General features: G+C 68.9%; 29 protein-coding genes. 13 read left to right on the top strand and 16 right to left on the bottom strand.

Annotated features, from left to right (window positions below; translation table 11 throughout):
* Positions 1–770: 770 nt before the first annotated feature.
* A complete protein-coding gene (locus OHT51_RS41685) occupies positions 771–941 on the top strand; it encodes a hypothetical protein (protein ID WP_328884105.1) in 171 nt (56 codons plus the stop codon).
* 50 nt (positions 942–991) lie between these two features.
* Here OHT51_RS41685 and OHT51_RS41690 read toward each other — a convergent pair whose 3' ends face one another.
* Entirely contained in the window at positions 992–1,924 is a 933-nt protein-coding gene (locus tag OHT51_RS41690) for an anti-sigma factor RsbA family regulatory protein (protein ID WP_328884612.1), read from the bottom strand.
* A gap of 486 nt (positions 1,925–2,410) precedes the next feature.
* Entirely contained in the window at positions 2,411–2,833 is a 423-nt protein-coding gene (locus OHT51_RS41695; RefSeq protein WP_328884106.1) for an ATP-binding protein, read from the bottom strand.
* A gap of 282 nt (positions 2,834–3,115) precedes the next feature.
* On the opposite strand from OHT51_RS41695, the gene OHT51_RS41700 reads away from it, so the two are divergent.
* Positions 3,116–3,961 carry an RNA polymerase sigma factor SigF gene (locus OHT51_RS41700; RefSeq protein ID WP_328884107.1) on the top strand — a complete coding sequence of 282 codons (846 nt, stop codon included), beginning with the start codon at positions 3,116–3,118 and terminating at the stop codon, positions 3,959–3,961.
* Between the two features lie 311 nt (positions 3,962–4,272).
* Here the strand turns inward: OHT51_RS41700 and OHT51_RS41705 are convergent, their stop codons facing one another.
* The 3 genes from OHT51_RS41705 to OHT51_RS41715 form a co-directional block, all read right to left on the bottom strand.
* Positions 4,273–4,707, bottom strand: coding sequence for a hypothetical protein (locus tag OHT51_RS41705; protein WP_328884108.1), 435 nt, complete (start codon positions 4,705–4,707; stop codon positions 4,273–4,275).
* A gap of 175 nt (positions 4,708–4,882) precedes the next feature.
* Entirely contained in the window at positions 4,883–5,872 is a 990-nt protein-coding gene (locus OHT51_RS41710) for an ornithine cyclodeaminase family protein (protein WP_328884109.1), read from the bottom strand.
* Between the two features lie 163 nt (positions 5,873–6,035).
* On the bottom strand, positions 6,036–6,689 hold the full coding sequence (locus OHT51_RS41715; protein ID WP_328884110.1) for an NADPH-dependent F420 reductase: 654 nt from the start codon (positions 6,687–6,689) through the stop codon (positions 6,036–6,038).
* 73 nt (positions 6,690–6,762) lie between these two features.
* On the opposite strand from OHT51_RS41715, the gene OHT51_RS41720 reads away from it, so the two are divergent.
* Complete coding sequence (locus OHT51_RS41720; RefSeq protein ID WP_328884111.1) at positions 6,763–7,143, top strand: winged helix-turn-helix transcriptional regulator; 381 nt, start codon at positions 6,763–6,765, stop codon at positions 7,141–7,143.
* Positions 7,144–7,202: 59 nt separating this feature from the next.
* Here OHT51_RS41720 and OHT51_RS41725 read toward each other — a convergent pair whose 3' ends face one another.
* The 4 genes from OHT51_RS41725 to OHT51_RS41740 form a co-directional block, all read right to left on the bottom strand.
* Complete coding sequence (locus OHT51_RS41725; protein WP_328884112.1) at positions 7,203–8,027, bottom strand: DUF1684 domain-containing protein; 825 nt, start codon at positions 8,025–8,027, stop codon at positions 7,203–7,205.
* Positions 8,028–8,107: 80 nt separating this feature from the next.
* Positions 8,108–9,031 (bottom strand): LLM class F420-dependent oxidoreductase, encoded by a 924-nt coding sequence (locus tag OHT51_RS41730; protein ID WP_328884113.1) that lies wholly within the window; start codon positions 9,029–9,031, stop codon positions 8,108–8,110.
* Between the two features lie 229 nt (positions 9,032–9,260).
* A complete protein-coding gene (locus tag OHT51_RS41735; protein ID WP_328884114.1) occupies positions 9,261–9,935 on the bottom strand; it encodes a hypothetical protein in 675 nt (224 codons plus the stop codon).
* A 716-nt stretch (positions 9,936–10,651) separates the two neighbouring features.
* Positions 10,652–11,629 (bottom strand): quinone oxidoreductase family protein, encoded by a 978-nt coding sequence (locus OHT51_RS41740; protein ID WP_328884115.1) that lies wholly within the window; start codon positions 11,627–11,629, stop codon positions 10,652–10,654.
* A 138-nt stretch (positions 11,630–11,767) separates the two neighbouring features.
* Here OHT51_RS41740 and OHT51_RS41745 point away from each other — a divergent pair, with 138 nt between their 5' ends.
* Positions 11,768–12,112, top strand: a complete 345-nt coding sequence (locus tag OHT51_RS41745; protein WP_328884116.1) for an ArsR/SmtB family transcription factor — start codon at positions 11,768–11,770, stop codon at positions 12,110–12,112.
* 117 nt (positions 12,113–12,229) lie between these two features.
* Here the strand turns inward: OHT51_RS41745 and OHT51_RS41750 are convergent, their stop codons facing one another.
* The gene (locus OHT51_RS41750; RefSeq protein WP_328884117.1) at positions 12,230–12,427 is read right to left on the bottom strand and encodes a hypothetical protein; all 198 of its coding nucleotides are present in this window, start codon (positions 12,425–12,427) and stop codon (positions 12,230–12,232) included.
* A gap of 335 nt (positions 12,428–12,762) precedes the next feature.
* Here OHT51_RS41750 and OHT51_RS41755 point away from each other — a divergent pair, with 335 nt between their 5' ends.
* The 7 genes from OHT51_RS41755 (at position 12,763) to OHT51_RS41790 (ending at position 18,107) form a co-directional block, all read left to right on the top strand.
* Positions 12,763–13,320: a DUF3291 domain-containing protein gene (locus OHT51_RS41755; RefSeq protein ID WP_328884118.1), complete on the top strand. Its 558-nt coding sequence runs from the start codon at positions 12,763–12,765 to the stop codon at positions 13,318–13,320.
* A 131-nt stretch (positions 13,321–13,451) separates the two neighbouring features.
* Positions 13,452–13,622 carry a hypothetical protein gene (locus OHT51_RS41760; RefSeq protein WP_328884629.1) on the top strand — a complete coding sequence of 57 codons (171 nt, stop codon included), beginning with the start codon at positions 13,452–13,454 and terminating at the stop codon, positions 13,620–13,622.
* 405 nt (positions 13,623–14,027) lie between these two features.
* Positions 14,028–14,468, top strand: coding sequence for an Asp23/Gls24 family envelope stress response protein (locus OHT51_RS41770; protein WP_328884119.1), 441 nt, complete (start codon positions 14,028–14,030; stop codon positions 14,466–14,468).
* 38 nt (positions 14,469–14,506) lie between these two features.
* The gene (locus OHT51_RS41775; RefSeq protein ID WP_328884120.1) at positions 14,507–14,734 is read left to right on the top strand and encodes a hypothetical protein; all 228 of its coding nucleotides are present in this window, start codon (positions 14,507–14,509) and stop codon (positions 14,732–14,734) included.
* Between the two features lie 856 nt (positions 14,735–15,590).
* Positions 15,591–15,944 carry a PRC-barrel domain containing protein gene (locus OHT51_RS41780; RefSeq protein ID WP_328884121.1) on the top strand — a complete coding sequence of 118 codons (354 nt, stop codon included), beginning with the start codon at positions 15,591–15,593 and terminating at the stop codon, positions 15,942–15,944.
* Between the two features lie 522 nt (positions 15,945–16,466).
* A complete protein-coding gene (locus OHT51_RS41785; protein WP_328884122.1) occupies positions 16,467–17,126 on the top strand; it encodes a hypothetical protein in 660 nt (219 codons plus the stop codon).
* 3 nt (positions 17,127–17,129) lie between these two features.
* The gene (locus tag OHT51_RS41790; protein WP_328884123.1) at positions 17,130–18,107 is read left to right on the top strand and encodes an SRPBCC family protein; all 978 of its coding nucleotides are present in this window, start codon (positions 17,130–17,132) and stop codon (positions 18,105–18,107) included.
* A gap of 50 nt (positions 18,108–18,157) precedes the next feature.
* Here the strand turns inward: OHT51_RS41790 and OHT51_RS41795 are convergent, their stop codons facing one another.
* The 3 genes from OHT51_RS41795 to OHT51_RS41805 all read right to left on the bottom strand — a co-directional run bounded on the left by OHT51_RS41795 (position 18,158) and on the right by OHT51_RS41805 (position 20,848).
* Positions 18,158–19,171, bottom strand: coding sequence for an NAD(P)/FAD-dependent oxidoreductase (locus tag OHT51_RS41795; protein ID WP_328884124.1), 1,014 nt, complete (start codon positions 19,169–19,171; stop codon positions 18,158–18,160).
* On the bottom strand, positions 19,168–19,698 hold the full coding sequence (locus OHT51_RS41800) for an isoprenylcysteine carboxyl methyltransferase family protein (RefSeq protein ID WP_328884125.1): 531 nt from the start codon (positions 19,696–19,698) through the stop codon (positions 19,168–19,170). Before OHT51_RS41800 ends, OHT51_RS41795 begins: the two co-directional genes overlap by 4 nt.
* Positions 19,699–19,771: 73 nt before the next feature.
* Positions 19,772–20,848: a type III polyketide synthase gene (locus OHT51_RS41805; RefSeq protein ID WP_328884126.1), complete on the bottom strand. Its 1,077-nt coding sequence runs from the start codon at positions 20,846–20,848 to the stop codon at positions 19,772–19,774.
* A gap of 157 nt (positions 20,849–21,005) precedes the next feature.
* Here OHT51_RS41805 and OHT51_RS41810 point away from each other — a divergent pair, with 157 nt between their 5' ends.
* Entirely contained in the window at positions 21,006–21,875 is an 870-nt protein-coding gene (locus OHT51_RS41810; protein WP_328884127.1) for a UbiA family prenyltransferase, read from the top strand.
* A 287-nt stretch (positions 21,876–22,162) separates the two neighbouring features.
* Here OHT51_RS41810 and OHT51_RS41815 read toward each other — a convergent pair whose 3' ends face one another.
* Both OHT51_RS41815 and OHT51_RS41820 read right to left on the bottom strand, forming a co-directional pair.
* Entirely contained in the window at positions 22,163–22,591 is a 429-nt protein-coding gene (locus OHT51_RS41815) for a VOC family protein (protein ID WP_328884128.1), read from the bottom strand.
* 78 nt (positions 22,592–22,669) lie between these two features.
* Entirely contained in the window at positions 22,670–23,065 is a 396-nt protein-coding gene (locus tag OHT51_RS41820) for an STAS domain-containing protein (protein WP_328884129.1), read from the bottom strand.
* A 188-nt stretch (positions 23,066–23,253) separates the two neighbouring features.
* Here OHT51_RS41820 and OHT51_RS41825 point away from each other — a divergent pair, with 188 nt between their 5' ends.
* Positions 23,254–23,724, top strand: coding sequence for an ATP-binding protein (locus OHT51_RS41825; RefSeq protein WP_328884130.1), 471 nt, complete (start codon positions 23,254–23,256; stop codon positions 23,722–23,724).
* 265 nt (positions 23,725–23,989) lie between these two features.
* On the opposite strand, the gene OHT51_RS41830 is transcribed toward OHT51_RS41825, so the two are convergent.
* The gene (locus OHT51_RS41830; protein ID WP_328884131.1) at positions 23,990–26,743 is read right to left on the bottom strand and encodes a SpoIIE family protein phosphatase; all 2,754 of its coding nucleotides are present in this window, start codon (positions 26,741–26,743) and stop codon (positions 23,990–23,992) included.
* Positions 26,744–26,749: the final 6 nt, after the last annotated feature.

Here is a 26,749-nt window from a genome sequence, read left to right on the forward strand (position 1 = left end):
GCGGTCCTGGCGCGCGGCTGGTCGAGCTCGCTCCTGGGCCCGGCAAAATACGGTTGCGAACGTCGGCGCCGTTGACTGATTAGGGGACGCGCGACGACCGGAAAGAAAGCCATTTCTATGGCGGCAATGTCCGGAAGCCTATTGCGTTGGCTTCCTCGCCTGTGCCAGCGGATACTTTAAGCGTGAGATTGCGGCAAGTCGATCCCCTGGTTTAAGAATATTGCCCAGGTGTCGGAATTTCGGCTGTATTCCATGAACGTCTCACATGGGCCCTTTGTCGGCCCTGTGTGGATGGTCAGGTCGGATCGCTTTCATAAACTCGCAGGTCAGTGTAGGTGAGGCGGCGGTTGTAGGCCCCGCCGTGACGCTTCGGAGGGTCGGATCCCGGTTGCGATCGGAAGGTGAAGGGGCTTCTTCTTTCCGTGCGGAAGCGATTGTTCCGTCATTGGTTCAATCCAATTCGGTGCGTTACCTGGGGTAACGTATAACTATACGCGCGAACGAAATGAGAGTCCCCGGCTGGCAGGTGAAGTGGGCCGGTTGAATAAGGACGCCTGAATTCCTTCTGACCGTCCGGGTGCGCGGGGCTCGGCCGTCCGGGACGGCCTACCACGACGGCGGCCCGCCTTCCTCCTCGCGAGCCATGCCTTGGTCGGGAGGTCCGAGACCGCTACCTCCATTGCGTACACCGACAAATCGCGGGCAGGCGGATGTCAAGGAACGAGTGAACAGCACGTGGTTCTTACGGCGGCGACGGAGGCGGATACGCCATGGACGCGAAGGTGTTGGAGCGGTTTCCAGCGGGAGCTCCGCGAGGATCGTGGCCCGCGGAGGAGTGTGCGGCCCGGCTGCGGGCTGAGGGCGAGCTCGACGCGACCGTCGTCATGGACCTGCAGTCGGACGCGTTCCTTGTGGTCGTCGGGGATCGTGGCAAGGACTGACGTGCCGTAGGGCTTCACGCGACGTGGGCTTCGGTTGGCGGACCCGTCCCCTAGCGGCCGATGTAGAACCGGATGACCGTGCCATCGGCGTCAGTGTGCACACGCACGAGGTCTGCGACGCAATGCACCAGCAGCAGGCCCCTGCCTCCCCGCTGGTCACGAGCGGGCGGACGGCGCCCGACCAGCGGATCGCTCAGATACCCGCGGTCGCTGACCTCGCACACCACCTGAGCGTCCTGCGCCCACACTCGCACGGTGCCGGAACCGCCCCCGTGTATGACGCTGTTGGTGGTGAGCTCGGCCACCGCCAGCGCCAGATCTTCCAGACTCACCCCCTGCAGCCCGAGTTGCGCTGCACACTCGACGGCGAAGTGACGCGTGGCCGACAGCTCCTGCACACCGAACTTCCGCGACTGGGCCGACGTGGGCGCAGGCCCCAGCGGCTGGTTGTACAGCTCCACGATGTGCCCGGGGGCAAAGGACGGGCTCGGATGCCGGGATGGGCCGGAGACGATCAGCGGGTGGGTGGCATACGCGTCGGCGAGGACGCGTTCCTCGAGCCGGTCAGCGTCGTAGGGACACAGGATGGTCGCTTCCCGGCCTTGGAAGGCGGGGTTGATCAGTGCCTCGTGTTGGGCGCAGGCCGGGTACTCCAGGCCGCTGCGGCCGGGCCAGATCGGCTCCCCGATGATCCGGACCCGCTTGCCGGGGTGTGCATCGGCGAAGGCGCGGAGCACGTTCGGGATGATCCGCCCCGGGTTGCGGCCGGCTTCGGTCATGTCGAGGAAGCGTACGGATTCTGCGTCAGCGCCCAGAGATAGCTTGAGTATGGCCAAGTTCGGGCCGGGCACGGCGACCGCCACCGGCTCCCCACCTTTGAGCCCGTCGCGGATGAAGGGGACGGTGCCTTCGAGGTACTCCTGCTCACCCCGGTAGAGCAGCGCCGGGTGCACGAACGGTTCGGTGGCAGCCGACGCGGTCATCATGACACCACCTCGATCGCGTGCAGCTTCGGCCACACCCCTGCAACGTCGGCGAAGGTCACCGCGGACCGTTCCTGATGACATACCGGCGCATCGCTCCGAACGAGTCCGTCCCGCATCTGCTCCCCATCTCGGTGCGTGGCCGGCGTGATCTCACCGGCCGCCCGCCACCCCGTATCACCGGTCAGAGGTGACACAGTCAGCTCACCGTCCAGCGGAGTGGGGAGTGATGTCGTTCCCTCTGCCTCCGGTGAACCACGCATTTTCTGTCACCTCCAGTCACATGCCGGCCGGAGACCAGTCTCTCGCGCGCAACAACAGGGCGCGAACCGTTCACCACAACTTGCGGGTGCCGGCTGTTCTGGAGCGAGGCGGGGAATGGCGCGGGAGGTGCCAGGCGACGGTCCGGGGCGTCCGGGTTTGTTGAGGCGCGGGGACGTCACTCGGATCTCGCGAAGCGAACGCCCGCCCTGCCGATCCCGGCCCTCAGCCCTTGCTGCTTCCATCTGGCGGGGCGGCTGCGGGCGGCGGATCGAAGCAGGCTGTGACGTCCTTGCCGCGAGGGCAACGCCGTGTCGCTACGTCATGGGCGAGGGCGTCGACCAGGAACAGCCCACGTCCGCCGGGGGCTTCGTTGCCCGCGTGGCGCTGTTCGGGTAGCTGGGCCGAGGCGTCATGCACTGTCACGTGCAGGCATTCCTCGTCCCGCGTAAGGATGAGTTGTGCTGGGGTGTGGGCGTGGATGTGCGCGTTGGTGACCAGCTCGGACACGGCCAGGACGATTGAGTCCACCAGATCGGGTGCTGTCCGTTCCCACCCGAGGGCCGCCAGATGACTGCGCGTCCAGTCCCTGGCCGTCTTCACTCCACTGCTGATCGGCAGCGAACGCGCCCATCCCGCAGCTCTCATGTCCTGCGCCACTGTTTCTCCTCCGGGCCGATTCAGTGCGTGGTCCGTGTGCCCGGAAAGTGCAGGTTCTCACCCCTCATGACGCCGAACCCGTGCGCGGGTTCGCGCCGTGTCAGCCGCGGCTTGAGCCGGCGCGTCTGCATGCTGCTTCGCGCCGCGCCGATTTGGCAGTGGTTCCGCGCTTCGCACGGTGGTGGGTGTGAGCGCGGAACGACGGGGTACGCGCTGCTCGTCAGCCGTTTCAAGCGGCAGCGGCTGCCGCGCTTCTGGGAGAGGAACATCATGGCGATCACGAGCACGCCTGCAGCGCATACGCAGACCAGCGAGCTGCCGGAGGTCGCCGATCCCTCTCAGGTGGCACCGAAGGATGCCCGCGAGCTGTCCAAGGTGTTCTTCGATCAGCTGGCGGTGTTGGAGGAAGGCACTCCGGAGTACCAGTACGCGCGGAACACGCTGATCGAGATGAACATGTCCCTGGTCCGCTTCGCGGCCGGCCGGTTCCGCAGCCGAGGACCGGAGGAGATGGAGGACATCGTCCAGGTCGGCATGATCGGGCTGATCAAGGCGATAGACCGCTTCGACCTCTCCCGGGAGGTGGAGTTCACCTCGTTCGCCATCCCCTACATTGTGGGTGAGATCAAGCGGTTCTTCCGCGACACCACCTGGGCCGTGCACGTGCCCCGTCGGTTGCAGGAAGCCCGCGTCCAGCTCGCGCGCGCCACGGAGGAACTGCGCAGTCGTCTAGGGCGCACCCCGACGGTGACCGAGCTGTCGGAGCTCATGAGCCTTCCCGAGGAAGAGGTGCGCGAGGCCCGCCTCGCCGCGAACGGCTACAACTCCTCTTCTCTGGACGCCACCCTCAGCGGCGGCGAGGACGGCGAAGCGGTGCTGCAGGACTTCATCGGCGCCGAGGACGAGGCTCTGGAGCTGGTGGAGGACTTCCACGCTCTGGCCCCGCTGATTGCCGAACTCGACGAGCGGGACCGGCAGATCATCCACATGCGGTTCGTGGAGGAACTCACCCAGGCCAATATCGGCGAGCTTCTGGGCGTCTCGCAGATGCACGTGTCCCGTCTGCTGTCCCGCACCCTCGCCCGTCTGCGTGAAGGCATGCTCACGAATCAGTGAGTTGCCCGCCCCCGAGCGTGGCCGGAATTGGGTTTCCTCGCCGGTGACCAGCCACTTCCTGAGTCTTCAGTCTTCGGGTCTGCGCTGCCGACGCCTTGCAATACCTCGTGCGCGGGCCGGCGTCCGCTCGAGTGCGGATGCCTGCCTGACGTTTGGTAGTGGCGTTTCGTAGTGATGGCGCGCGCGTGTGAGAGAGGCCCTTCGCCCAGGCCTCGACACCGCACGCACATTGCCTCTCGGTCAGCGCGAAGGCGCTGCCGCCGTAAGGCGGCAGCGCCTTCGCGCTATGCGGGGGCGGGGTGCGTGCGGTGTCAGATCCGACCGCCGGTCATGCGGGTGATCGGACCCAGTGTGCGCCGGCCCGCACGCCGGCCCGCCGCGTACGACGCCGCGCCCAGCGCGGTCAGCCCGGCGCCGGCGCCCGCGACGACGATCTTGCGGTTGGCGATGAGCGTCCAGGTCGTCTTGGCGAGGGCGACGGCCTGTCCCGAGGCGGCGACGACGGCCTGGCGGCCGGCTTCGACGCGCTCGGCTGCCGTGTGGGCGACAGCGGTGGTCGCCGCGGCCGTCCGCTCTGCCGTGCCCGCGGCGGCTGATGCCGCGTCACCGGCCTTGTCGGCAGCCTTGCCTGCCGCTTTCGATGCCGGAGCGGTCGCCCGCGACGTGGTGCGACGAGCCTTGGCCGCCGCTTCCTTCGCGGATACGGAGTCTTGACTGGTGTCATTGTTCGATGGGCTCATGGACATCGCGTTGCCGTATCCTCCGGCAGCAAACATGTTCGAGCGCGGCCGTGTTTACGGACTGGGTCCCGCTCGACTCTGGTTCACCGGGTACCGCTCGGGCTCCCTGCGCCCCGCGGTGTGTCATGAGTCCGCCGCCTGGTCGCCGCCCGCCGGTGAATGACCGGGCCGAACGTCGGCATCACTCCAGTGTGACGTAGGCACCGACCGCCTCCACGCGGGCGGCGGCGACCACCAACGCGGCGGCCACGGCATCCTGGACGGCCACCCCAACTGACTTGTACAGGGTGATCTGGGTGGGTGAGGTGCGGCCCGGTTTGTGGCCGGAGATGAGTTCGCCCAACTCGGCATGCACGTGCTCGGGCGTGATCACGCCGTGCCGGATGGGCATCAGCAGGTCGTTGCTGCCGGCCGGGAAGGGAGCCAACGCGGCTTGGCGCGATTCGACGCACACGAGCGCATCGGCGATCGTGGCGTCGTCGATCTCACGGCCGTCCGGGTTGTAGCCCACCGAGGTGACGTGCACTCCAGGAGTCAGCCAGGGACGGCGGACAACGGGTTCGAGGGCGTGGGTGGTCGCCGCGGCGATGTGGGCACCGTCGAGCGCCTCGACGTAGGTGGGCACCGCCCGCACTTCGACGTCCAACTCGGCTGACAGCTCTGCGGCGAGGTCAGCGGATTTCGCCGGCACCCGGCCGGCGATTCGGACCTCTCGGATGGGGCGAACTCGGCACATCGCACGGATGTGGGATCGGGCCTGTACTCCGGTGCCCAGGACCGCCAGTAGCGTCGCGTCCTCGCGCGCCAGCAATCGCGCCGACAGAGCCGAACAGGCAGCGGTCCGTGCTGCGGTGATGGCCGTACCGTCCAGCAGCGCGGCAGGCGCGCCGGTGACCGAATCGAAGACGAGGATGGCCGCTTGATGGGTGGGCAGTGGAGTCCCGGCATTGTGCGGGAAGAGGGAGACCAACTTGGCCATGAGCACATCGGCCGATGGCACGTAGCCCGGCATGGCGGCCAGGAAGCCTTCCTGCTCGGGCACGAGTGCCGCGATCCGGGCCGGCGCCGAGGCGCTGCCCGAGCTGAGGTCCGCCATGCCTGGGGCCAGGGCGTCGATCAGCGCGTCCAAATCGATGAGGGCCTCGACCTGCGAGCGCCCGAGCACAAGCATCCTGCAAAACCTCCTGAGGGGCAGTCGCGCCCGACCCGACGGTTGGTCGGTCAAGCGTTGCCCTACGGCTCCTACCCCTGCTGTGACACGCCGTCCCCTTGAGCATGTTCATCCGCACACACTGGGCAGGATCGTTCGTCTGCATGCTGCGCCCACCCCCTGCTCACTGGCCACTCGGCCCGGCGGCATACGCCAGCGGCGGCGCGATCGCCTGAGCATCCGCCCCTTGGCCGACCCACAGGGCGATGAACAGCGCGGCGGTCGCCTCCAGGAGTCCCGCACGTTCGAGATCGCCGCCGGCTACGGGCTCGCAGCCCACATCCCGCACCAACTCGCGTACCTGCGCGAGAGCTGCCTCATTGTCCCCGCACACGGGAACGGCCAGTGGCCGCCCTTCGAACACGGGCGGCCGCATGCGCCACACATCCTCGTGACAGAGATTGAACGCCTTGACCACATGAGTTCCCGGAGCCGCCGCGGCCAGCTGCTGCGCCGCCGAGGGGCCTCCTTCCGTCAGCAGTCGGAAACCCGGCCCGACCGGATTGGAACAGTCGAGGAGGACCCTGTCGTCCAACGCTGCCCGCAGTTCCCCGACCACGACCGCCCCTGCCCCGAAAGGCAGCGCGGCCAGCACCACCTCACCGAACTCGGCCGCCGCGCGCAGACTGGCAGGCGTCGTGCTGCCTCCGATACGCGTCGCCAGTCGCTGCGCCTTGTGCGCGTCCCGTGCCCCGATGGTCACCTGGTGCCCGGCCCGCGCCCACTGGGTGGCGAGTGCGTCCGCCATGTTGCCTGTTCCCAGCACGCCGATTCTCATCACGTGTTCCTCTCCCCGCCTGCTTCGACCGTTCAGCACGACGTTAGAGAGCCTCTCGGGCACCATTTGGTAAGTGACGACCGATGCCTTCCTCGCCGACTGCCGCGCCCGCCTCGCCTTCGACCTGTTCTCCAACACGTGGAACGCCGTGGTGCTCTGGGCGCTGCGCGACGGCCCAAGGCGCCCCGTCGAACTGCGGGAGCGGATCGGGGGCATCAGCTCCAAGGTCCTCAACGAGACGCTGCGGCGCCTGCAGTTCAACGGCCTGGTGGCACGGCACGCCCATCCCGGGGCACCACCTCGGGTCGAGTACCAACTCACCGCTCTGGGACGGACCTTGCTGGTCCCCATCGACGCCGTCGGGGCCTGGGCTTTCGAGCACGGCGACGAGGTCATGGCGGCTCAGGACGCGGAATGCACCGCCGCCACGCAGCAGTCCCCTCACACCCGCTAGAGGGGACTGACCCGGGCTCTCGGCCGGCCACTGTCACCGCGGCCGGCCCGCCGGCCGGCTCATGATCCGCCGCGCTCGCGGGGAATCTTCTGACCCGCCTCGATTGCCACCGGCAGCCGGTTCTCGGCCGGTGGCAGCGGGCAGGTGGCCAGGTCCGTGTAGGCGCACGGCAGGTTCGTGGCGCGGTTGAAGTCCAGGACGACCGTGCCGTCGACGGCGGGCGGCTCGACGGCCAGGGCCCGGTTCGCGGCGTAGGTGGTGACCCCGGAGGTCGCGTCGGTGAACAGCACCGTCAGCGCGCCCGCACCACGGCCGGGGAAGGCGGTGAGGGACAGCCGGCGCCCGCCCACCTCGAACTCGATCCTGCCCGGAGCGTCGTACACGTGCTCAAGGCCCTCGACGGCGGCGCCCACGGTGGTCGGGCGCGGCTCGTCGAAGGGGACGTACCGGCCCGTCACGGCCCAGCGCGGGTCGGGGGCGTAGACCGGTGTGCCCGTGAAGGCCGTGACCAGTGGCGCGTCCGGGTGCCGGGGGCGCACGATGTCGTTGCCGCCCCGTTTGGCGACCTCGATGACGGCGTCTCCCCAGACCGCGTCGACGCCGCCGCGCTCGGGGAGGACACCGAAGCGGTGTTCTCCCCGCGCCGGCGTTCCGTCGACGACCAGCTCCTCGCCGTCGTCGAGATGCACGACGACCCCGTCGGGGCCGGTGTGCCACGCGCCGGGTGCGTCGGGGAAGCGCTGCGGCCGGTCGTCGAGCCAGTGCAGACCGGTGATTGCCAAGAACCCGTGCGGGTCGGCGAGCCGGGCCTCTTGGGTGCGGTGCCACTCCAGCCAGTCCTCGGTGAAGGCATGGATGTCCTTTGCGGTCGCCTCGGTGGTCATGTGTTCTCCTTCGTCACGCGAGGTTCTGCCTCGCACGGGGGTACGGGAAAGATGTCGGGCCGTCGGCCCGACGGGCGTACTCAGCCGGCCAGTTCGCCGAGGAGTGCCCAGGTGCGCCGGCGGTCCGCTTCTCCCGCGATCTCGGTGCCCGAGAACACGACCTCGGTGGCACCGGCGTCGCGGTAACGCCGTACCTCGGTTTCCACCGCCTTCTCGTCGCCGATCACGGCCAGGTCGGCGGCCCGTCGGCCGCCGGAGAGTTCGATGACCCTTGCGTAGGACGGGATCTGCTCGTAGAACGCGAGGTTCTCGGTGGCCCTCGCCCGTACCGCATCCACGTCGTCCGTGACCACGCCATGCACCAGGGCCACGATCCTGGGCGTGGGCCGGCCGGCGGCCTCGGCAGCGGCGGTGAGGGCGGGAACGATGTGCTCCGCCAGGGCGCGCGGTCCCGCCAGGTAGGGCAGGATCCCGTCCGCCAGCTCCCCGCTGACCCGCAGCGCCTGAGGCCCCATTGCGGCTACCAGTACGGGGACGCCGCTCTCGGCGCCCGGTACGCGCGCCGGAATCGGGGTGGCGGCAGTGAGCAGCTCGCCATGGAAGTCGGCCGTGCCGGTCCGTGTCAGCTGCCTTAGTGCGGTGAGGAATTCACGCAGACGGGCGATGGGGCGCTCGAAGGGCAGGCCGAAGCCGGTCTCCGTCAGCAGTTTCGTACCCAGGGCCAGCCCGAGGTGGTAGCGGCCGTGGGTCGCCGCCTGGGCGGTCTGGGCCTGGCTGGAGACGATCAGTGGGTGACGGCCGAAGACGGGGATCGCGGAGCTGCCCACCTGCAGTCCGGGCACCGCGCGCCCGACGATCGCCGCGAGCTGTGGTGAGTCCGCGCCGAAGGTCTGCCCGAACCAGGCCGACCGCAGACCAGCGGCCGCGGCCTCCTGGACCAACTGCACGGTGGCGTCGACCTGGTTCCCTGCGTCGGACGCGTTGAGCACTACTCCAACAGTCATGCCAGTCACAACGGGCCCCGGCCGAACCCGCATTCCGGTCCGTGTGTGACAGCTTCTTGTCAGTCATGTGTACAGGAGTCGGGCAGGAGTGCGGGGACCGGGCGCGACCGGCGGGCCCATTCGGCCGGATCGCCATGTGGGCCTCGCCTTCGCGTCAGCACCGCGCGTTGCCGTCGCTTCGCGCACCGCCGTGAGTGCCATACGGCCGACGACCAGGGCTCCGGCCGCCTCAATCCGCAGACTGTCGTGCTTCGTCGCTGGGGAAGCGCGGCTTGTAGCTGCGGGATACCTCGTGCACCTTGCGCAGGCCGAGGAACCCGAGGACGACCGCGGTCACGATGCCAGTGGCGGAGGCGACCAGGGGCTGCAGGGTGTCCCCGGCGTCGGCTGCCTCGCAGGCCACCGCGGCCAGAACGGCGGTGACGAAGGAGTTGATGAGGCCGACGACAACAGGTGAGCCGGACAGCCAGTGCGTCACCCCGATATGGCGGCGGAAGCTGTAAGTCGTCCAGATCCCCGGTGGGTCGTCGTGGTGGCTCGCGATGAGGTACGGCTCGAGCTCCGGTGCGAGCTCGACGTACGCGTGCCGCAGCCGGTTCATGCCGATGATCAGCCAGGTGTCCTCGATGTCCGCCTCGATCAGCCGGAAGTACGTCCCGAACCCGACGAGCAGGACGACCGGCAGCACCAGCAACGCGAACGTCGTGAACTCGGACCCGAACCCCGCCGCGTTGGCCACCAGCGAGAGCGCCACCACCGCGGCCGACAGCACCGTCAGATACGTCCCGGTCCGGCTGAAGATCTCCTGCCACGTCATGCTCCGCGTCGCCAGCAGACTCCAGTGCTCCGTGGCCAGAAACTGCGCATGCGGCGTCCCGGCATCCACACCCTTGAGTTCTCTCATCCCCCGAGTGTGGGACCTCAGCCGTCGACGAGTTCGAAGGGCCCGCCGGTGGTGTGAGCGGTGAGTTCGACGAATTCCCGCGGGGGGCCATGCACGTGCGAAGGGGGAGTCGTTCGTCGACGGGTTCGGGAGCCATGGCCAGGTCCGGCGTCCTGACCGATGCCGTTGACTTCGGGAGTCTGCCCGGACCCGCATGCCGACGTGGCCGTCGGTGACCCCGGCCCGACCGATGCGGGGCAGTGCGGCTGTCCTGGGCGCTACGCGGTCGGCGTGCCGGCGTCCTCTGCGCCAGCTCGTGCGGCATGCTCCCAGCGCGCGTCCTGGTCGGCGGCCCTGAGTCCCTGTGTCACGTTCCTCAACGACATCAACGATGTCCTGTCCTTCTACAAGGAGGCGGTGCACGGCGGGGACTTCGTGGCCGGCAGGATCTACCGCCGCTCGGTCAAGGAGAACCTGTCCTACCTCGCTGTCTACCGCGAGATCCTCGAAAGCGGTCTGACGGCCTACCGCCGTGTTCTGGCCCTGGCCGACGACGAGCAACGCCCGTCATCTCGACCGCTACATGCAGGCGTTCATCCACTGGCACTTCCGCAGCCCCCGCTATGGCTGGCAGAGGATCTACCCGGGTCTTACCCCGATCCATGTCTGACGCATGATCTTGCAAGGCGCGGTCGGGCCGGCTGGTTCGGTCCGGACCGTTTCCGGAGCCGACGTGATCAGTCGGCGATACGCAGCAGCAACTTGCCCGTGGACGTGCGCCCGCCCATGAGCCGGTGGGCCTCGGCCGCTTCCGACAGGGGGAACTCCGCGGTGACCGGAAGGCTCACACGGCCGTCGGTGACCGTACGAAAGGCACGCTCGGTGAGCGATCGCAGTGCCTCGGGCGCCGACTGCGCGAGAGCGAGGATGGAGAAGCCCCCGACGGAACGGCCCCGTGCGTAGAGCTCGGGCTGCCCGACGTGCCACGGCTCCGCCCCGCTCGCGTTGCCGAAGGACACGAGGCGCCCGAAGACGGCCAGCGTGTCGAGGCCGCGGCGAAGGGTGTCGCCGCCCACCGGGTCGAGGATCAGGTCGACGCCCCTGCCCCCGGTGGCGCGGCGGACGTCGTCGGAGAAGGTTTCGGTGGTGAACACCTCGTCGTAGCCGTGCTTGAGGGCGTGGCCGGCCTTGGCCGTGGAGGAGACCACGCCGTACACGGCATCGGCGCCCGCCGCTCGAGCCAGCTGCCCCGCCACCGTGCCGATGCCTCCTGCGGCGCCGTGCACCAACACGCTCTCTCCAGCGCGCAGTCGACCCACTTCGTGGAGCAGGGCGTGTGCGGTCGGAAGCACGGTGGGCAGCGCGGCCGCGGTCCGCAGGTCCAGGCCCTCGGGCAGTGGGAAGACGGTGGTGGTCTCGGCGACCACGACCTCCGCGTAGGCGCCGGTGTTGACGAGGGCGGCGACCTCCTGGCCCGGGTGCAGTTCCTCGACACCGGGGCCGACGGCCCGGATCCGTCCGGAGACTTCCAGGCCGGGGCGGAAGGGCAGCGAGTCCACCCGGTACCCTTCCGCGCGCGCCTTGAGGTCCGCGAAGTTCACGCCCACGTAGGCAGCGTCGATGGTGACCTGGCCTGGCCCGGGCTGGGGGGTTTCGGCGGTCACGAGCTGCAGCACCTCGGGATCGCCGTACTCCTGGAACTCGACTGCACGCATAAGCGGAACACGCCCCTCAGTGAAGTGTTCAATGGAAAGCGAACACTGGCACTGTAAGATACGGATCGAACACTGGGCAAGCAGCTGGGACCCTCCGTGAGGTGACCCAGCGAGGATGCGCATGGCGGGGAGAGGGGCATGTCGAACCAGGCTGTCGGCAGGAGCCACCGTGCGGCACCGGTGCACACGGATCCCGAGGAGGTCTCCGTCCTGACCGCGCTGTCCGCGCTCGCCGACCCCGTACGTATCCAGCTGATCCGCGAATTGGCAGGGTCCGCCGACTGGACGCGCAGCTGTGGCAGCTTCGCCGTGCCCGTCGGCAAAGCGGCACTCAGTCACCACTTCTCGGTCTTGCGCAGTGCCGGACTGGTCGAACAGCGTGACGAGGGGCCCAAGCGGGTCAACCGACTGCGTCGCCAGGAGTTCGATGCGCGCTTCCCCGGGCTTCTGGACCTGCTCCTCCGCCCCGACGGCGCCAACTGAACAACTGGCCCGTGTGCCGACCAGGGTGGTGAACACGGGCGATCCGTCCGTCGGCCGGCAGGAGTGCCTGGACGAGCACGTCGGGGATTGTCGTGTCTGTCATGCGTGGTCACCGGCTCAGGTGCCTACGTGCAGGGCGTCCGAGACCGACTTGACGCCGCCGTTCGCGTTGGAGTGTCCACGCGCGGCATGCAGGAGCACCACCTGTGTACCCACCCGCAGTCGGTGCTCGGTCTCGTGGCCGTAAGCCATCTTCTTCAACCGCACGCGTTCGGCGGCACTCGGGGCTATCGGACAGGGGGTGCCGACGGGCATGGCGGGCGGCGAACCGATCGGCCGAAGTGGATCACTGGTAACCCGCAGCCTGACCGCGACGACGGTCCGCAGCGCGCTGGCGGCCCGTCAGCGCCCCAGGCTCCGAAATGACCGGTGCAGGAGGCCACTTGGGCAGGAAAAACGCAACTTCGACATGGTCCGCAGAGACAGCTACCTTCACCTGGTCTTCGGCGATCGCCCACGGTCGCGCAGGAGTTCCTTCAGGCCACGCCACCTGCGACGGCATGAGTTGGCCATGCCCCACGAACCCTCGCCCCCATGCGTAAGCCACCGAACCGGGTCCGCACCAGGCAGTCTCAACCAGGGAGAGACGCATGCCCCATCTTGCGCTGTACACATTCGGCGTCCTGAAGTCACCTCTCGCCGATCCCGCACCTCTCACGCGCGAGTTCTACGACATTGGTGAGGCCGTCTACCGGAAGATCAGTCAGCACCCCGGATACCTCGCGCGTGCTGAAACAGCAGACGGTGACCGGGGCATGCTCTTCGAGGCGGACTGGGGTGCGTGGGGAGAGTTCGCCGTACCGACTTGGTACAGCAAGGGCCGTACTGTGGAAACCACCGCCCTGGCCGCGACCCTCTCACTCTGGACCGACCTGTGCCCTGCCTTCGACGCCGTCTACACCGGTCTGCATCGTGACGCGCTGAACAGGCGTTACGACTGGTTCGAGAGGGCAGGACAGCCGAATTACGTGTGCTGGTGGGTCTCCGCCGGCGTGATACCCACCTGGCAGGACGGGGTTTCCAGGCTGGAACACCTCCACGACCACGGCTCCGCGCCGCACGCCTTCACCTTCCACCGCTCGTTCACCCCGGACGGAAGTCCGACCAGGATCAAAGGCATCGCGCCGAAGAAGGACCAGGTTCGCTGACAAGGAAGCCTGAACGACTGGGTTCGCCGTCAAGCGCCGCGATTGAATGACGGCAAGCAGATGGGCCTGCGCCACGGCGGCTCCGCCAGTTCCTGGGGGTTCGCCCGCTACCTCACGGCTTCCAGTGGATCGTGTCCGTGGAGGGCGACCGCGAGGCGGACCTCGATGTGTCGGCCGGGTGGATCGTCATGGTCCGCCACCTGACCGAGCGGCTTCCCGGCACGGCGGTGAGGCGTCGCGACGCCCGGAACACCCGTCGCGACGTCCGCGAGCTTGCCGACGGGCCCTTGCATGAATCCTGATTCCTTCAACCCGGGCAAGCTTCGCGCGGCCGCCGCTTCCGGCTCCGACCTCACGGCTCTCGTTGCGTTCCCCGACATCACGTCTGCGCCCCGGGCTTTCGTGGAGATCCGTGACGCGTGGACCAGATGTCAAGGCGGCCAGGCCGAGCTCTTCGGCGGCCGCATTGAGCAGTGTGCTCCTCAACCGCTCGGCGGTCTCGGGCAGCGGTTGCCTGAGGGATGCACACCCGAGGGCCCGGACGGCCGCCTTTTCGGTGATCCATGTCCCGTCGTCCGGCCCGCCGAGCGGGAGCAGCCGGCCCAGGCCGAGCTGGTACCCGCGGTGAACTATTCGGGCAAAGGTGCTAAAGCGCCAGTAATCTGAATAGTGAGTGCCAGGTGCGCCTCTGACAGGAGGATTGGCCGATGACTGAGAACGCCGGCGCAAAGTATGGCGGAGCGCCCGGCTCTCGTGGCCGGACGGACATCGCCGATGTGGTGGTGGAGAAGATCGCCGGAATGGCGGCACGGGACGTGCTCGGCGTCCATGCTCTGGGGAGCGGATTCGCACGCTCGATGGGATCCATGCGGGAGCGGATGCCTGGCGCCGGTAGTGGCAAGTCCGTCACACGTGGCGTCAGTGTCGAGGTCGGAGAACTGCAGGCGGCCATCGATCTGGAGATCGTCGTCGACTACGGCGTCTCGATCACGGACGTGGCCGGTGCGGTGCGGGAGAACGTGATCTCTGCCGTGGAGCGGATGGCAGGCCGGGAGGTTGTGGAAGTCAACATCACGGTCAGTGACGTGAAGCTGCCCGACGAGGAGGACGAGGAGGACGAGAGGGAAGAGCGGCAGCGGATCCGGTAGCCGGGGCGGAGCAGCTCGCTTGACTAAGGGGGCGCGTGATGAGCAGGGCCGTGGTGGGCTTGATAGCCGGAATGACCCTGGGTTTCGCCGCGTATTTCGGTGACTTCTGGGCCTTTCTGCTGGTGCTGGGGCTGGGTGTCGTCGGTCTCGTGGTCGGGCGGCTCATGGAAGGCGATCTGGGACCGGGCGACTTCGTCCGCCGCCGAGACCGACAGGATCGGATCCGCGATGACCGGCGACGGGCTCGGGGAGACTGGCGGCAGTGACCGGTGAACACAGATCGGCGTCCCGGCATCCCCGCGGGGAGCGCGGCACGATCACAGTCGCCGACCGGGTCGTTGCGAAGATCGCAGATTGGACGAGATGCGCATTGCCTGCGCGCACTCGCTTAGCTGTCGCGGGGCACAGAAGCAGCCAAGGTCACCGCACTGGCCCGCTATATCCTGCGGGCCGAGGCCACCCGCCATCTCTCACATGCCGCCATCCTGGGGCACCTCAACTCCGCCCCCGGCAGCATCGCGGGCCGTCTGCGCACGGCGGGCCACCTTCCGGCCCTGATCCGCCGCGCCGCCGGCGACACCCTGCTCCGCTACACCGACGGCGCCACCGAATCCCGCGCCCGCCGCACCGCCGCCCCATCGCACCGGGGTGAACCCTGTTTCCAGCCGAATATCCAAGCGCAGTAACCAGGGCGGGTGCCCTCTCCGCGTGTGTACGCCGGCGGATTGTAAATTCCGGCGCTTAGGGGGAGATTTGCTGGGCAGGCAGTGGTTCGGAGGCTAAAATCCCGATTCCCCTCATTCTTGTTCTCTAGCCGGCCCTGATCCTTTTGTCGCGGGATTCGTGCTGAAATTTCTGCGGTGGATCGCGGTCGCCGTGGCCGGTCGGGTTCGCGGCTCGCCCGATGGGTGGGAGTGACCGCTGATATCGCTGGTAGGCGAGCGGTCTCGGTAGAGCAGGAGCCTCCGCAGGTTCCCGATGCCGGGTTGAGAATTTCCCGCGCAAGAATCAGAGAACCTGGCTTGATTTTGGGCGTGGAACCCCGAACGCAGGGCACCCGCAAACCGGAGGAACAGCGGGGGACCCTGCTGTCCTCTGTTTACCGGAGGAGTTGTTTTTCGCGTGACTGAAAATGTGTGGAGCTACAAGCCGACGGCGCGGCTGACGGACGCCGACCTCACCGGCTACAAGGTCGAGGCGACGGACGGCAGCATCGGCAAGGTCGACAAGCACTCCGACGAGATCGGTGACGCCTATCTGGTGGTGGACACCGGTGTGTGGATCTTCGGCAAGGAGGTTCTGCTCCCGGCGAGCACGGTAGTCAGTATCGACCTGGAGGAGCAGAAGGTCTTCGTCGACCGCACCAAGCAACAGATCAAGGATGCTCCCGAGTTCGACCGCGAGAAGCACCTCGGCGACGACCGCTACCGTCACGACCTGGGCACGTACTACGGCCCCGCCGGCCCGCTCGTCTGATCCAACGCCTGTTCTGAGGAACACGACCCTGGGACTCTGCGAAGAGTCCCAGGGTTCATCTGTGCCCAGGCAGATCACTGAACAAGGCCTCAAGAGCCTCGGTGGCCACCGCGTCGCCCGGGCCGGTCGCGTAAGGACCTCCCGGTCTGGCGTGCCCGACTGGACACCTCCGGCATGACCCGCCCCGTTCGCTGTGCGCACTGGCCCCGCTGGGGGAATGCGCTCCGTCGGCTCGACTCCGCAAGCTGACGCCGACCCGCCACGGGTCCCAGTACAAGCCGAGGGGCAGCCCCGCTCCGCAGCGTGTCCGTACTGACACGGGCGGCGCGTGCTGGATCTCTGGGGAGATGCGCGCTCGCAAATGTGGGAGGAGGCTGGAGAGAGGGGCGCAGCCTCCGAGACGGGGCGCTGGGGCGAAGGCAGGCGCTGGGGAGCTGGGGGCGAAGGCAGGCGCTGGGGCCGGGCGGCGTGGCCGCGCGCGACCGAGCAGCCTGATTCCGCTGACTTGACTTGAGGCCATTTATGGAAACCGAAACAAAAGCCACTCTGGCCGCAGCCCTCGCGGCCGGATACGTGCTGGGCCGTACCAAGAAGGGCAAACTCGCCATCGGAGTCGCCTCCGTGCTCGCCGGCCAAGGACTACTGAGTCCCAAAGAGTTGGTCAACCGAGCGCTGCGCATGGCGGCCGAGAGCCCTCAGGCCGCCCAACTGCTGGACCAGGTCCGCGGAGAGCTGATGGACTCCGCCCGCGCCGCGCTGTCCGCCACCGCCGACCGCCAGCTGGGAGCGCTGGCCGACTCGTTGCAGCAGCGCATCAGCGCTCCTGGGGACAAGCTCGACGACGAGGAAGAAGAGCCGCTCGACGAAGGGGAACCGGACGACGAGGAAGAGGCAGCAGAGGAAGAGGAGCCGGAGGAAGAGGAGCCGGAGGAAGAGGAAGAGCCGGAAGAGACACCGCCCCCTCGCAGCCGAGCGAAGAAGAAGACTCCCGCAAAGCGGTCCGGAGCCAAAACACCTCCAGGGAAGAAGGCTCCCGCTGGGAAGAAGGCCGCCGCGTCGAAGCCGACGGGGAAGAAGGCCGCCGCGTCGAAGCCGACGGGGAAGAAGGCTGCCGCGTCGAAGTCGACGGGGAAGAAGGCCGCCGCCGGCAAGACACCCACTCGCGGCAGCCGTAGGAGGTAGGCCATGGCCAAGGCGGAGGAGAAGACCACTCCGACTGGAACCTCCGGTATGGACCAGCTCAAGGAGCAGCTGTCCGCGTTCGCCGCAGCACAGGGCCAGCGGATGGCGGACAAGGCCGGAGACAAGATCAGTGATCTCGCTCAGGGCCTGGGAGAGGTCGGCGACGGCAACGGCACGTTGCTCAACGTCGGCAAGCGCGTACTGGGCGGTGGGGAGTCACCGGTCAAGGCGTTCCTCAGCGAGAAGGCAGGAAACGTGAAGGACAAGGTGGTCGACACCGTCAAGGGAGCCTTCGGGGGCGGCGGCGGCAAGGCGGGGAGCGGGAAGGTCACGAACATCGTCGAGGTCATCGACGTCGGTAAACCACTGCGCACCGTGTATGACCACTGGACCCAGCTCGAGGAGTTCAGCTCCTTCGCCAAGGGTGTCCAGAGCGTCTCTCAGTCGGACGAGATCGAGAGCGGCTGGAAGGCCAAGATCGCCTTTTCCAGCCGTAGTTGGAAAGCCACCGTGCAGGAGCAGATTCCCGACGAGCGCATCGTCTGGAACTCCGAGGGCGCCAAGGGCACCACGCGCGGTGCCGTCAGCTTCCACGAACTCACTCCGAACCTCACGCGCGTCGTCATCGTGGTCGAGTACTACCCGTCCGGCTTCTTCGAGAAGACCGGCAACATCTGGCGCGCGCAGGGACGTCGCCTGCGACTCGACCTCAAGCACTTCATGCGGTACGTCACGCTTTCCGATGACGAGGACCTGGAGGGCTGGCGCGGCGAGATCCGCGACGGCGAAGTGGTCCGTTCGCACGAAGAAGGTCTTGAGGACGACGCCGAGGAGGACGAGCCCGAAGAGGGTGAGGTGGACGACGGCGACGCCCGGTACGAGGACGAGGAGGAAGAGGAAGACGAAGACGAACTGGAGGACGGAGACGAAGAGGAAGACGAGTACGAAGAGGAGGATGAGGAGGACGAAGCGGACCGGTAAGCGGTAGGCGCAACCGGACCGGAGAGACAGCCCATCACCGGGCCATGCCACTACTGCAGTGCGCGGACCGCGGCCGAGAACACCGGGGGCATCCGGGACGCCGCAGGGACGATGAGACGGGCGGTGCCAGGACGACGGCTCGCGGCCAACAGGGCCCCGGTCAGCAGCCGGTGGCGCCGGGTCAGCCGATTCCAGGCGCGCTCGTATGCCGCCGGTTGTCCGGCGGCCAGGCAACGGACGGCGGCCCCGGCGGTTGCCACTGCGAGGGCGATGCCTTCGCCCGTGAGGGCGTCCACGTAGCCCGCGGCGTCGCCGACGAGCAGGACACGGCCGGCGGTTCTGTGCCGCACGCGCTGCCGCAGTGGTCCGGCGCCGCGTACCTCCGTCGCGGCCGGGCCGCGCAGCGACGCGGTGAGGGTCGGGAAGTCGGCCAGGTGTGCGTCGTAGCCCCGACGGCTGCGGCTGAGGACCGCGACGCCCACCAGGTCGTGGCCGATCGGTGTCACGTAGGCCTCGCCGTGCCGGGACCAGTGGACCTCCACGTAGTCCGTCCACGGTTCGACGCGGTAGTGGCGGCGCAGTCCGTAGCGGCCGTGCGGGCGGGCCGGCAGTTCCAGCCCCAGGCCGCGGCGCACCGGGGAGTGCAGGCCGTCGGCGGCGATCAGCCAACGGGCTGTGGTGCCCGCGGCGGTGACCGTGTCCGCGCTCTGGCGCACTTCGCCGACCTTGCCCGGCAGTATCCGCACGCCGAGGTCGAGCGCGCGCTGGTGCAGTGCGGAGTGCAGCGTCGTACGGCGGATCCCCAGCCCACTGCGGCCACGGAAGGACGCTTCGGCGCGGGTGGTGCCGTCCACGTAGCGGATGCCGCGCAGTTCGCGGCCGGTGACCTCGACGCCCAGTGCTCGCAGCGCGGCGACTCCGCCGGGCATGACTCCTTCTCCGCAAGCCTTGTCCACAGGAGTGGTCCGGGGTTCGACGACGGCGGCCTCCAGTCCGGCGAGTGCGGCGTGGATGGCGGCAGCCAGTCCGGCGGGGCCGCCGCCGGCCACCAGTACGTCGATCATGCCGACGCGGCCGTGGTCGCGGTGGCCAGTGCCCGGTTCTCGCAGCGGATGCGCACGGTGAGCAGGGCGGCGTTGAGTGCCGTGAACGCGGCGGCGGTGGCCCAGGCGGTGTGGACGAGGGGCAGCGCCACGCCCTCGGCGACGACGGCCACGTAGTTCGGATGCCGCAGCCACCGCCACCGGTAGGGGCCGCCCGCCACCAGCGGTAGACCGGGTACGACGATCACCCGGGTGTTCCATCGAGGGCCCAGGGTGTGGATGCACCACCACCGCAGTGCCTGGGCGCCCGCGAGCACGGCCAGCATGGGCCAGGCCAGGGCGGGTAGGAAGGGCCGGTCGGCCAGCCATACCTCGGTCGGGCAGGCGATCAGCAGGCTGGTGTGGAGGGCGACCATGGCCGGGTAGTGGCCCTGCCCGGTCTCGGTCGCGCCGCGGGCGGTGGTCCAGCGTTCGTTGCGGCGGGCGACGACGAGTTCGGCGACGCGCTCGGCGGCGACGGCGGCCACCAGCAGTCCGTACCAGATCATGTGTCCTTCGTGTCCTTCGTGTCCCTCGTGTTCCTCGTGTCCTTCGTGTCTTGCGTGTCCTTCGACGTCCGAACTACCAGCGCAACAGGACGAGTTCGCAGGCGAAGCCGGGCCCCATCGCCAGCAGCAGGCCCGGCGTTCCGGGCGGCGGGCGGCGTTGCGCCAGGGTGTCGCGCAGTACGTGGAGCACTGACGACGAGGACAGGTTGCCCACGTCGGCCAGGTGACGCCAGGTCACATCGAGTGCCTCCTCGGGCAGGTCGAGGGCCTCGGTCACGGCCTGAAGGACCTTGGGGCCGCCCGGGTGGCACACCCAGGCGGTCACGTCCTTCGGCTTGATCCCGTGGTCGCCGAGGAACCCCTCGACGTCATCGGCGAGGTAACGGCGCACCACATCGGGGACCGTCGGGTCGAGGATGACCTGGAAGCCGGTGCTCTTGATGTCCCAGCCCATGACGCGCCCGGTGTCCGGATACAGGTGACTGCGGGAGTCCACGATCGTCGGGCCGGCGGTCTCTTCCGGGCGGCCCGGGCGGCCCGGGCGCTCCCCGCCGTACGCGACGACCGCGGCGGCGCCGTCGCCGAACAGCCCCGTGGCGACCAGGTTGGCCATGGAGGCGTCGTTTCGCTGGAAGGTGAGCGAGCACAGTTCGACCGACAGCAGCACCGCCACCTGGCCCGGACGGCCCAGCAGGTAGTCGTGCATACGGGCCAGGCCGGCGGCGCCGCCGGCACAGCCCAGGCCGAACAGGGGGAGCCGTTTGACGTCCGGCCGCAGTCCGAGGCGGCCGGCCAGCCGTGCGTCGATCGAGGGGGTGGCGATGCCGGTGACGGAGGTGAAGATCAGCAGGTCCACGTCGGCGGCGGTCAGGCCGGCCATGCGCAGAGCGCCTCGGACGGCCTTGGCGCCCAGGTCGGTGGCGGCGGCGATGAAGACGTCGTTGGCGGCGCCGAATCCGTCCAGTTCTCCGTATCGCTCGAGCGGCAGGGTCATGTGACGCGAACTGACTTTCACGCTGCGGTGCAGCCGGTCCAGGACCCGGCGGTCGCTGCCCTCCGGCAGACAGGTACGGGCCACCATGTCGGTGATCTCGGGCTGGGTGCGACGGTGCGGTGCGAGGGCACCGTGAACGGCGACGATCCGCGTCATGTGGTTCCCGTCCAGTGACCGACTGGGGTGAGTTGCTTCCCACCCTTTCCCCGGACCGGCCCTTCATCACCATGGATCGCCCGTCCGGCCGTCCGGCCGCTCGCCACGAGGGCGCGTGCTCCAGCCAGGTGGGGCCGGGACGCCTACGATCGGCCGGGTGGGCACTCCCGAGCAGTCGACGGTCGGCGGCCCGGCCGCGAGTTGGTCCGGCCGGGTGGGCGGCCTGGCCGGATCGTGCCACCCCGGGCCTGTCGCGGCGGTCACCGCCCTGATGGCCGCCCTCGCCGTCACCGCCGGCCAGGGCGCCGCGCGTTGTCTCCTGACCGCCGCCGCTGTGCTGACCGGGCAGTTGTCCGTCGGCTGGTGCAACGACGCGTACGACGCGCGCCGGGACATCGCCGCCGGCCGTCGGGGCAAACCCGTTGTCGACGGCACGGTCGGCGTGACGGAGGTGTGGGTGGCCGCGTATGCCGCGCTGGCGCTGTGCGTGCCGCTGTCGTTCGCCTGTGGGCTGTGGGCGGGCGCCGTTCACCTGACCGGGGTGGCGGCGGCGTGGGCGTACGACCTGCGACTCAAGGCAACAGCGTGGTCCTGGGTGCCGTACGCGGTGGGGTTCGCCGCGCTCCCGGCGTTCGTGGCACTGGGGCTGCCGGGCCAGCCATGGCCGGCCTGGTGGGTCGTCACCGCCGGGGCGTTGCTGGGAGTCGGCGCGCATCTGGGCGATGTGCTGCCGGACATCCGCGGGGATCTGGCGACGGGCGTACGGGGCTGGCCGCACCGGCTGGGCCCGGACGGCGCGCGGCTGCTGCTGCCGGTGCCGCTGGTGGCCGCGTCCGCGGTGCTGGCACTGGGGCCCGCCGGACCACCCGGCAGCTGGGGAATTGCAGCGCTCGCGGTGGCCGGCCTGATCGCGGTGGCGGGCACGGTGCTGGGACGCCGCTGGGAGCGAGCGGCTTTCGCGGCAGCGGTCGCCGTGGCGGGGGTGGACGTGGCGTTGCTGCTGCTGCGCGGCACCGGGATCGCCTGATCGCGCCACCTGAGTCCTACGACCGCTGCATCCCGAGCGTGGCGACCACGCTGGACCTCCTGCGCGAACACGGCCCGGCCGGACGGGCATTCTGGCGCTTCGGTCGAGACCACCGCGCGCCGTCGCCGGGTGCGATCGGCGATCCCCGCCAGGACGCCCTACGTTCGCACTGCCATGCGCGGCATCGCCCCGCTGCCCAACATCGCCCTTACGAGGTAACTCCCGCCCCATACGAGACCAGAGGTCCAGGGGAGGCCGCTCCCCGCCTCTCCGGCTCGGAGGAACGTTCAGTCGATACAGAACTCGTTGCCCTCGATGTCCAGCATCGGGATGCACGCATCATTGCCGTCATACAGTGTTCGCACGTGTACCGCGCCGAGCGGGACCAGTCGGGCGCATTCGGCCTCAAGCGCGGCAAGGCGCTCTTCACCCACGAGCCCGGTGCCGACCCTCACATCGAGATGCAGCCGGTTCTTGACGGCCTTCTCTTCGGGGACGCGCTGAAAGTACAGGCGCGGGCCCACACCTGAGGGATCACTGCAGACGAACCATGAATCCCGCTGCTCAGGTGGCTGCGAACGCTTGAAATCGTCCCAAGTGGCAAACCCCCCCGGTGGCGGCGGTATGACGTACCCCAACACCTCGCACCAGAAACGAGCGAGGCGCTCGGGTTCTGCGCAGTCAAAGGTGACTTGGAACTTCTTGATCGCTGACATCGGCGCACGATAGCAGGGCACTCTGCTGCTCATTTGCCCTAGCTGCGCCGGATGCGGGAGGCGCGCCCTCCTGACGGATCACTGCGGGTGCGGGTGCCTTCCGTTCAGGGCCTGTTCGACGGTGAGGTGGCAGTCGATGAAAGTGTCTACGCCGACGAGCCGGACGACGCGCTGAACGGGTTCGGTGAGGGCGGCCAGGCGGAGCCAGCCTCCGTCTGCGGCAAGGCTGCGGTGGGCGGCGATGAAGATGTTGATGCCGGTGGAGTCCATGAAGCTGACGCTGCCCATGTCGACCACCACGCGGGAGGGGGCAGGTGTGGTGGCGTTGAGGGCCTGCTGCAGCGGTTGGCTGGTCTGCTGATCGATCTCCCCGGTCACGGCGACTACGCGGATTCCGTCGTCGACGGTGGTCGTGACCGACAGATGGCCCAGTTGCCCGGTCCGTTCGGTCCCCGTCATTGCTTGCTCAGCCATGCCTGTGATCCTGGCACGCCTTGTTCGTGGACCCAAGGGCTGCCCGTACCGTGTGGGTGAAATCTGTGGATGGTGGAGCCGGCGACGCGCGTTCTGGCGTCATCGTACGCGGGGGGGGGGGGAGTCAACCGGCCGCCCCTGGGTGGGCGCGGGCCTGTGAAACGAGGGCGACGGGATTGATAAGGGAAGTGGACCCGCTGGGCGAGGACGGCAACGCCCAGGACGGACGTTCCCAGGTGCAGACCACGGTGGCCCTGGAGGGCGGCGGTGCGACGATCGCGCAGGCCCGTCACCTGGCCGTCAGCTTCCTCTCCCAGGCGCAGGGCCGGTACGGAGTGCCGGTGTCGCAGCGCGCGATGGAACTGACGCAACTGGTCGTGAGCGAGCTGGTCACGAACGCCCGCAAGTACGCTCCGGGCCCGGTGCTGATGCATTTGGGCATTGCGGGTGAGTGGGTGGAGGTCGTGGTGTGGGACTCCGACCCGGCGCTCCCGGTGGCCCGGGCCGCCGATGCCGGCCGCATCGGCCAGCACGGTCTGGAGATCGTCATGGCAGTCGCCGAGAGTTTCGAGGCGTATCGGGAGCCGGTCGGCAAACGCATCTCCGTCCGCATCGCCCTGCACGATGATGCCGACGCCTCCGCGAGCCGGCCCCAGTAGGCCACCCGTCGGCCGTCGACGCGTCGACGCGTCCATCGCACCGCTGCCGGAGCCGGCCGACACTCTGGACCGCGTCCGGCGGATCCCGGGGCACCCTGCTGCGGCGGGCGTCCGCGCGGCTGTGGCTGCACACCCTGGCGGATGCATTCGTCGAATGTCGGGCGCGCTGGACCGGTGGGAGCCATGGGTCTCGGATCGGTGCACCGAGTCACCCCGCTCACGCGGAGCGCCTGTCGTCGACGAATCCGCCTGATTGCCGCCGCCTTCACGTCGGGCTTGACGGGTCGGCTGCCTCGTCGTCCAGAGGCGTGTCTGCGTCAGCCGGACTCGGGGCGGGCTGCTGTGTGACCTCGGGCAGGGCTTGTTCGGCCCAGATCACCTTGCCATGCGGGGTGTAACGGGTGCCCCAGCGATCAGCCATCTGTGACACCAGGAACAGGCCCCGGCCTCCCTCGTCCGTCGTCGCGGCGTACCGCAGATGTGGTGAGGTGCTGCTGCTGTCGGCCACCTCGCAGATCAGCGCGCGGTCGCGGATCAACCGCACGTGGATCGGCCCGGCGCCGTAGCGGATGGCGTTGGTGACCAGCTCGCTCAGAATGAGCTCCATGGTGAAACCGAACTCTGAAAGGCCCCACGTTTCGAGCTTCTGGGAAACAGCGTCGCGCATACCCGCGACGGCGGCCGGGTCCGGTGGTACATCCCAGTCGGAGATCCGGTCGGGAGGCAGTTCTCTCGTGCGGGCGACGAGCAGGGCGACGTCGTCCTTGGGACGCCCGGGGAGCAGGCTGTCCAGCACGTCCTGGCAGGTCTCCTCGGGCGGCCGGCCGGGGTGGCCCGCCAGCGCATCCCGCAGCAGTTCCATTCCCACGTCCAGGTCGCGCTTGCGGTCCTCGATCAGGCCGTCGGTGTACAGGACGAGCTGAGTTCCCTCCGCGAGGCACAGCTCCGCGGTCTGGAACGGCATGCCGCCGAGGCCCAGAGGCGGACCGGCCGGCACGTCCGGGAAGGTGACGGTTCCGTCGGGGTGGACCAGCGCGGGCGCCAGATGCCCCGCACGTGCCATGACGTAGCGACGCGTCACGGGGTCGTAGATCCCGTACAGGCAGGTGGCGCCCACGACGCCCGCTGCACTCTCCGCCGTCTCGTTCTGGTCGATGCTCCCGACCAGGTCGTCCAGATGGCTCAGCAGCTCGTCGGGTGGCAGATCGAGGGCGGAGAAGTTGTGGACCGCGGTCCGCAGCCTGCCCATCGTGGCGGCGGCGTGCAGGCCGTGGCCGACCACGTCGCCGACGGCCAGTGCCACCCGGCTCCCCGGCATGGGAATCACGTCGAACCAGTCACCGCCCACGCCCGACTGGGCGGGGAGGTAGCGGTAGGCGATGTCGAGGGCGTTCTGCTCGGGCATCGCCTGCGGCAGCAGACTGCGCTGGAGGGTGACGGCCAGGGCGTGCTCGCGGGTGTACCGGCGAGCGTTGTCGATGCTGACGGCGGCCCGGGCCACCAGCTCCTCCGCCAGCGACAGGTCCTCCTCGTTGAAGGGCTCATGCTGCTGCCCGCGCCAGAAGCTGGCCATGCCCAGCACGACGCCACGGGCCTGGATGGGGGCGGTGATGAGCGAACGGATGCCGTAGTCAATGATCGCCTGGGCACGCTCCGGGTCCTGCACGCGCCAGCCCGTTGCGGTCGGCAGATCGCTCACCAACTGGGAACGGCCGCTGCCGTAGCCGCGTGCCTGGGGAGTGGAGGGAAGGTAGTCGAAGAGGCGGCCGCGTTCGGAGAGCGGGTGGTCGTCCCGGATGCCGCACACGGCCGCGCGTCGCATGTCCGTCCCCGTGGGGGCCGGCTCATCGCCGCGCAGGACGGTGTCGGCCAGGTCCACGGTGACGAAGTCCGCGAAGCGAGGAATGGGGACCCGCGCCAGCTCGTCGGCGGTGCGCAGCACGTCCAGGGTGGTACCGATGTGGAGCCCGGCGTCGTACAGCAGCCTGAGCCGTTCGCGTGCCACCTCCGCCCTGCCGGTCACTGCCTGCAGTTCGGTGGAGTCACGCAGCGTCACCACCGTTCCCTTGGGGCCTCCCTTGCGATCCGTGGGCCGCTGGTTGATCGCGAGCAGCCGGTCTCCCGCGAGGTGCACCTCGTCGGTGGCCTCGCGCCCGGAGGCGAGCAGTGCCTTCGTCTCGGGATCGAGGCCGGGCAGTCCCGAGACGAGCCGTCCCTCCACGTCCGGGGGCAGCTCCAGCAGCCGTCTGGCCTCATCGTTCGCCAACATCAGGCGCCCGTCGGCGGCCACGATCAGGACCCCTTCCCGGACGGAGTGGAGCACCGTGTCGTGGTGCTGGTACATCAGGGTCATCTCGTCCGGGGCCAGGCTGTGTGTCTGCCGTCGCAGCCGCCTGCCCACCAAGACCGTCACACCGATGGACAACGCGAGCGCCCCGGCCCCGGCGCCCAGGATGATCGGTAGTTGCCGGGTCAACTGACTTTCGACGTTCTTGACCTTCATCCCTGCCGAGACCAGGCCCACCACCTTGTTGTCGGCGTTCTCGATCGGGACCGTCGCCTGCACTTCGCGACCGAGCGGGCCGTCGACGCTCTCCACATAGACCCTCCCAGCCAGCGACGGTCCGATCTCGCCCACGAACTGCTTTCCGATCCGGTCCGGCAAGGGGTGCGTGTACCGGATGCCCTCGGTGTTCATGACCACGATGAAGTCGACGTCGGCGGCCCGGCGCGCCGCCTCGGTGAGCGGCTGGAGAATCTTGCTCGGATCCGGGGTCTTCAATGCCTCCAGGACGCCTGGGGAGTGCGCGAAGGTCTGTGCCACGGCCGTGGAGCGGCGTCTGGCCTCGGCGTTGGTATCCCGCTCCGACTGCAGGATGAGAGCGAAGACGCCGCAGGCCACGAGCAGCACCACGAGAGCCACCTGGAAGATCAACACCTGTCCGGCCACGCTCCGCGTGCTCTTGCTGATCACGCGCTTGACCGACGGGTGTCGAAAACGGGCGAAGCGATTCGCCATGCGCCC

This window comes from Streptomyces sp. NBC_00299, from assembly GCF_036173045.1.
Taxonomy (GTDB): Bacteria; Actinomycetota; Actinomycetes; order Streptomycetales; family Streptomycetaceae; genus Streptomyces; species Streptomyces machairae.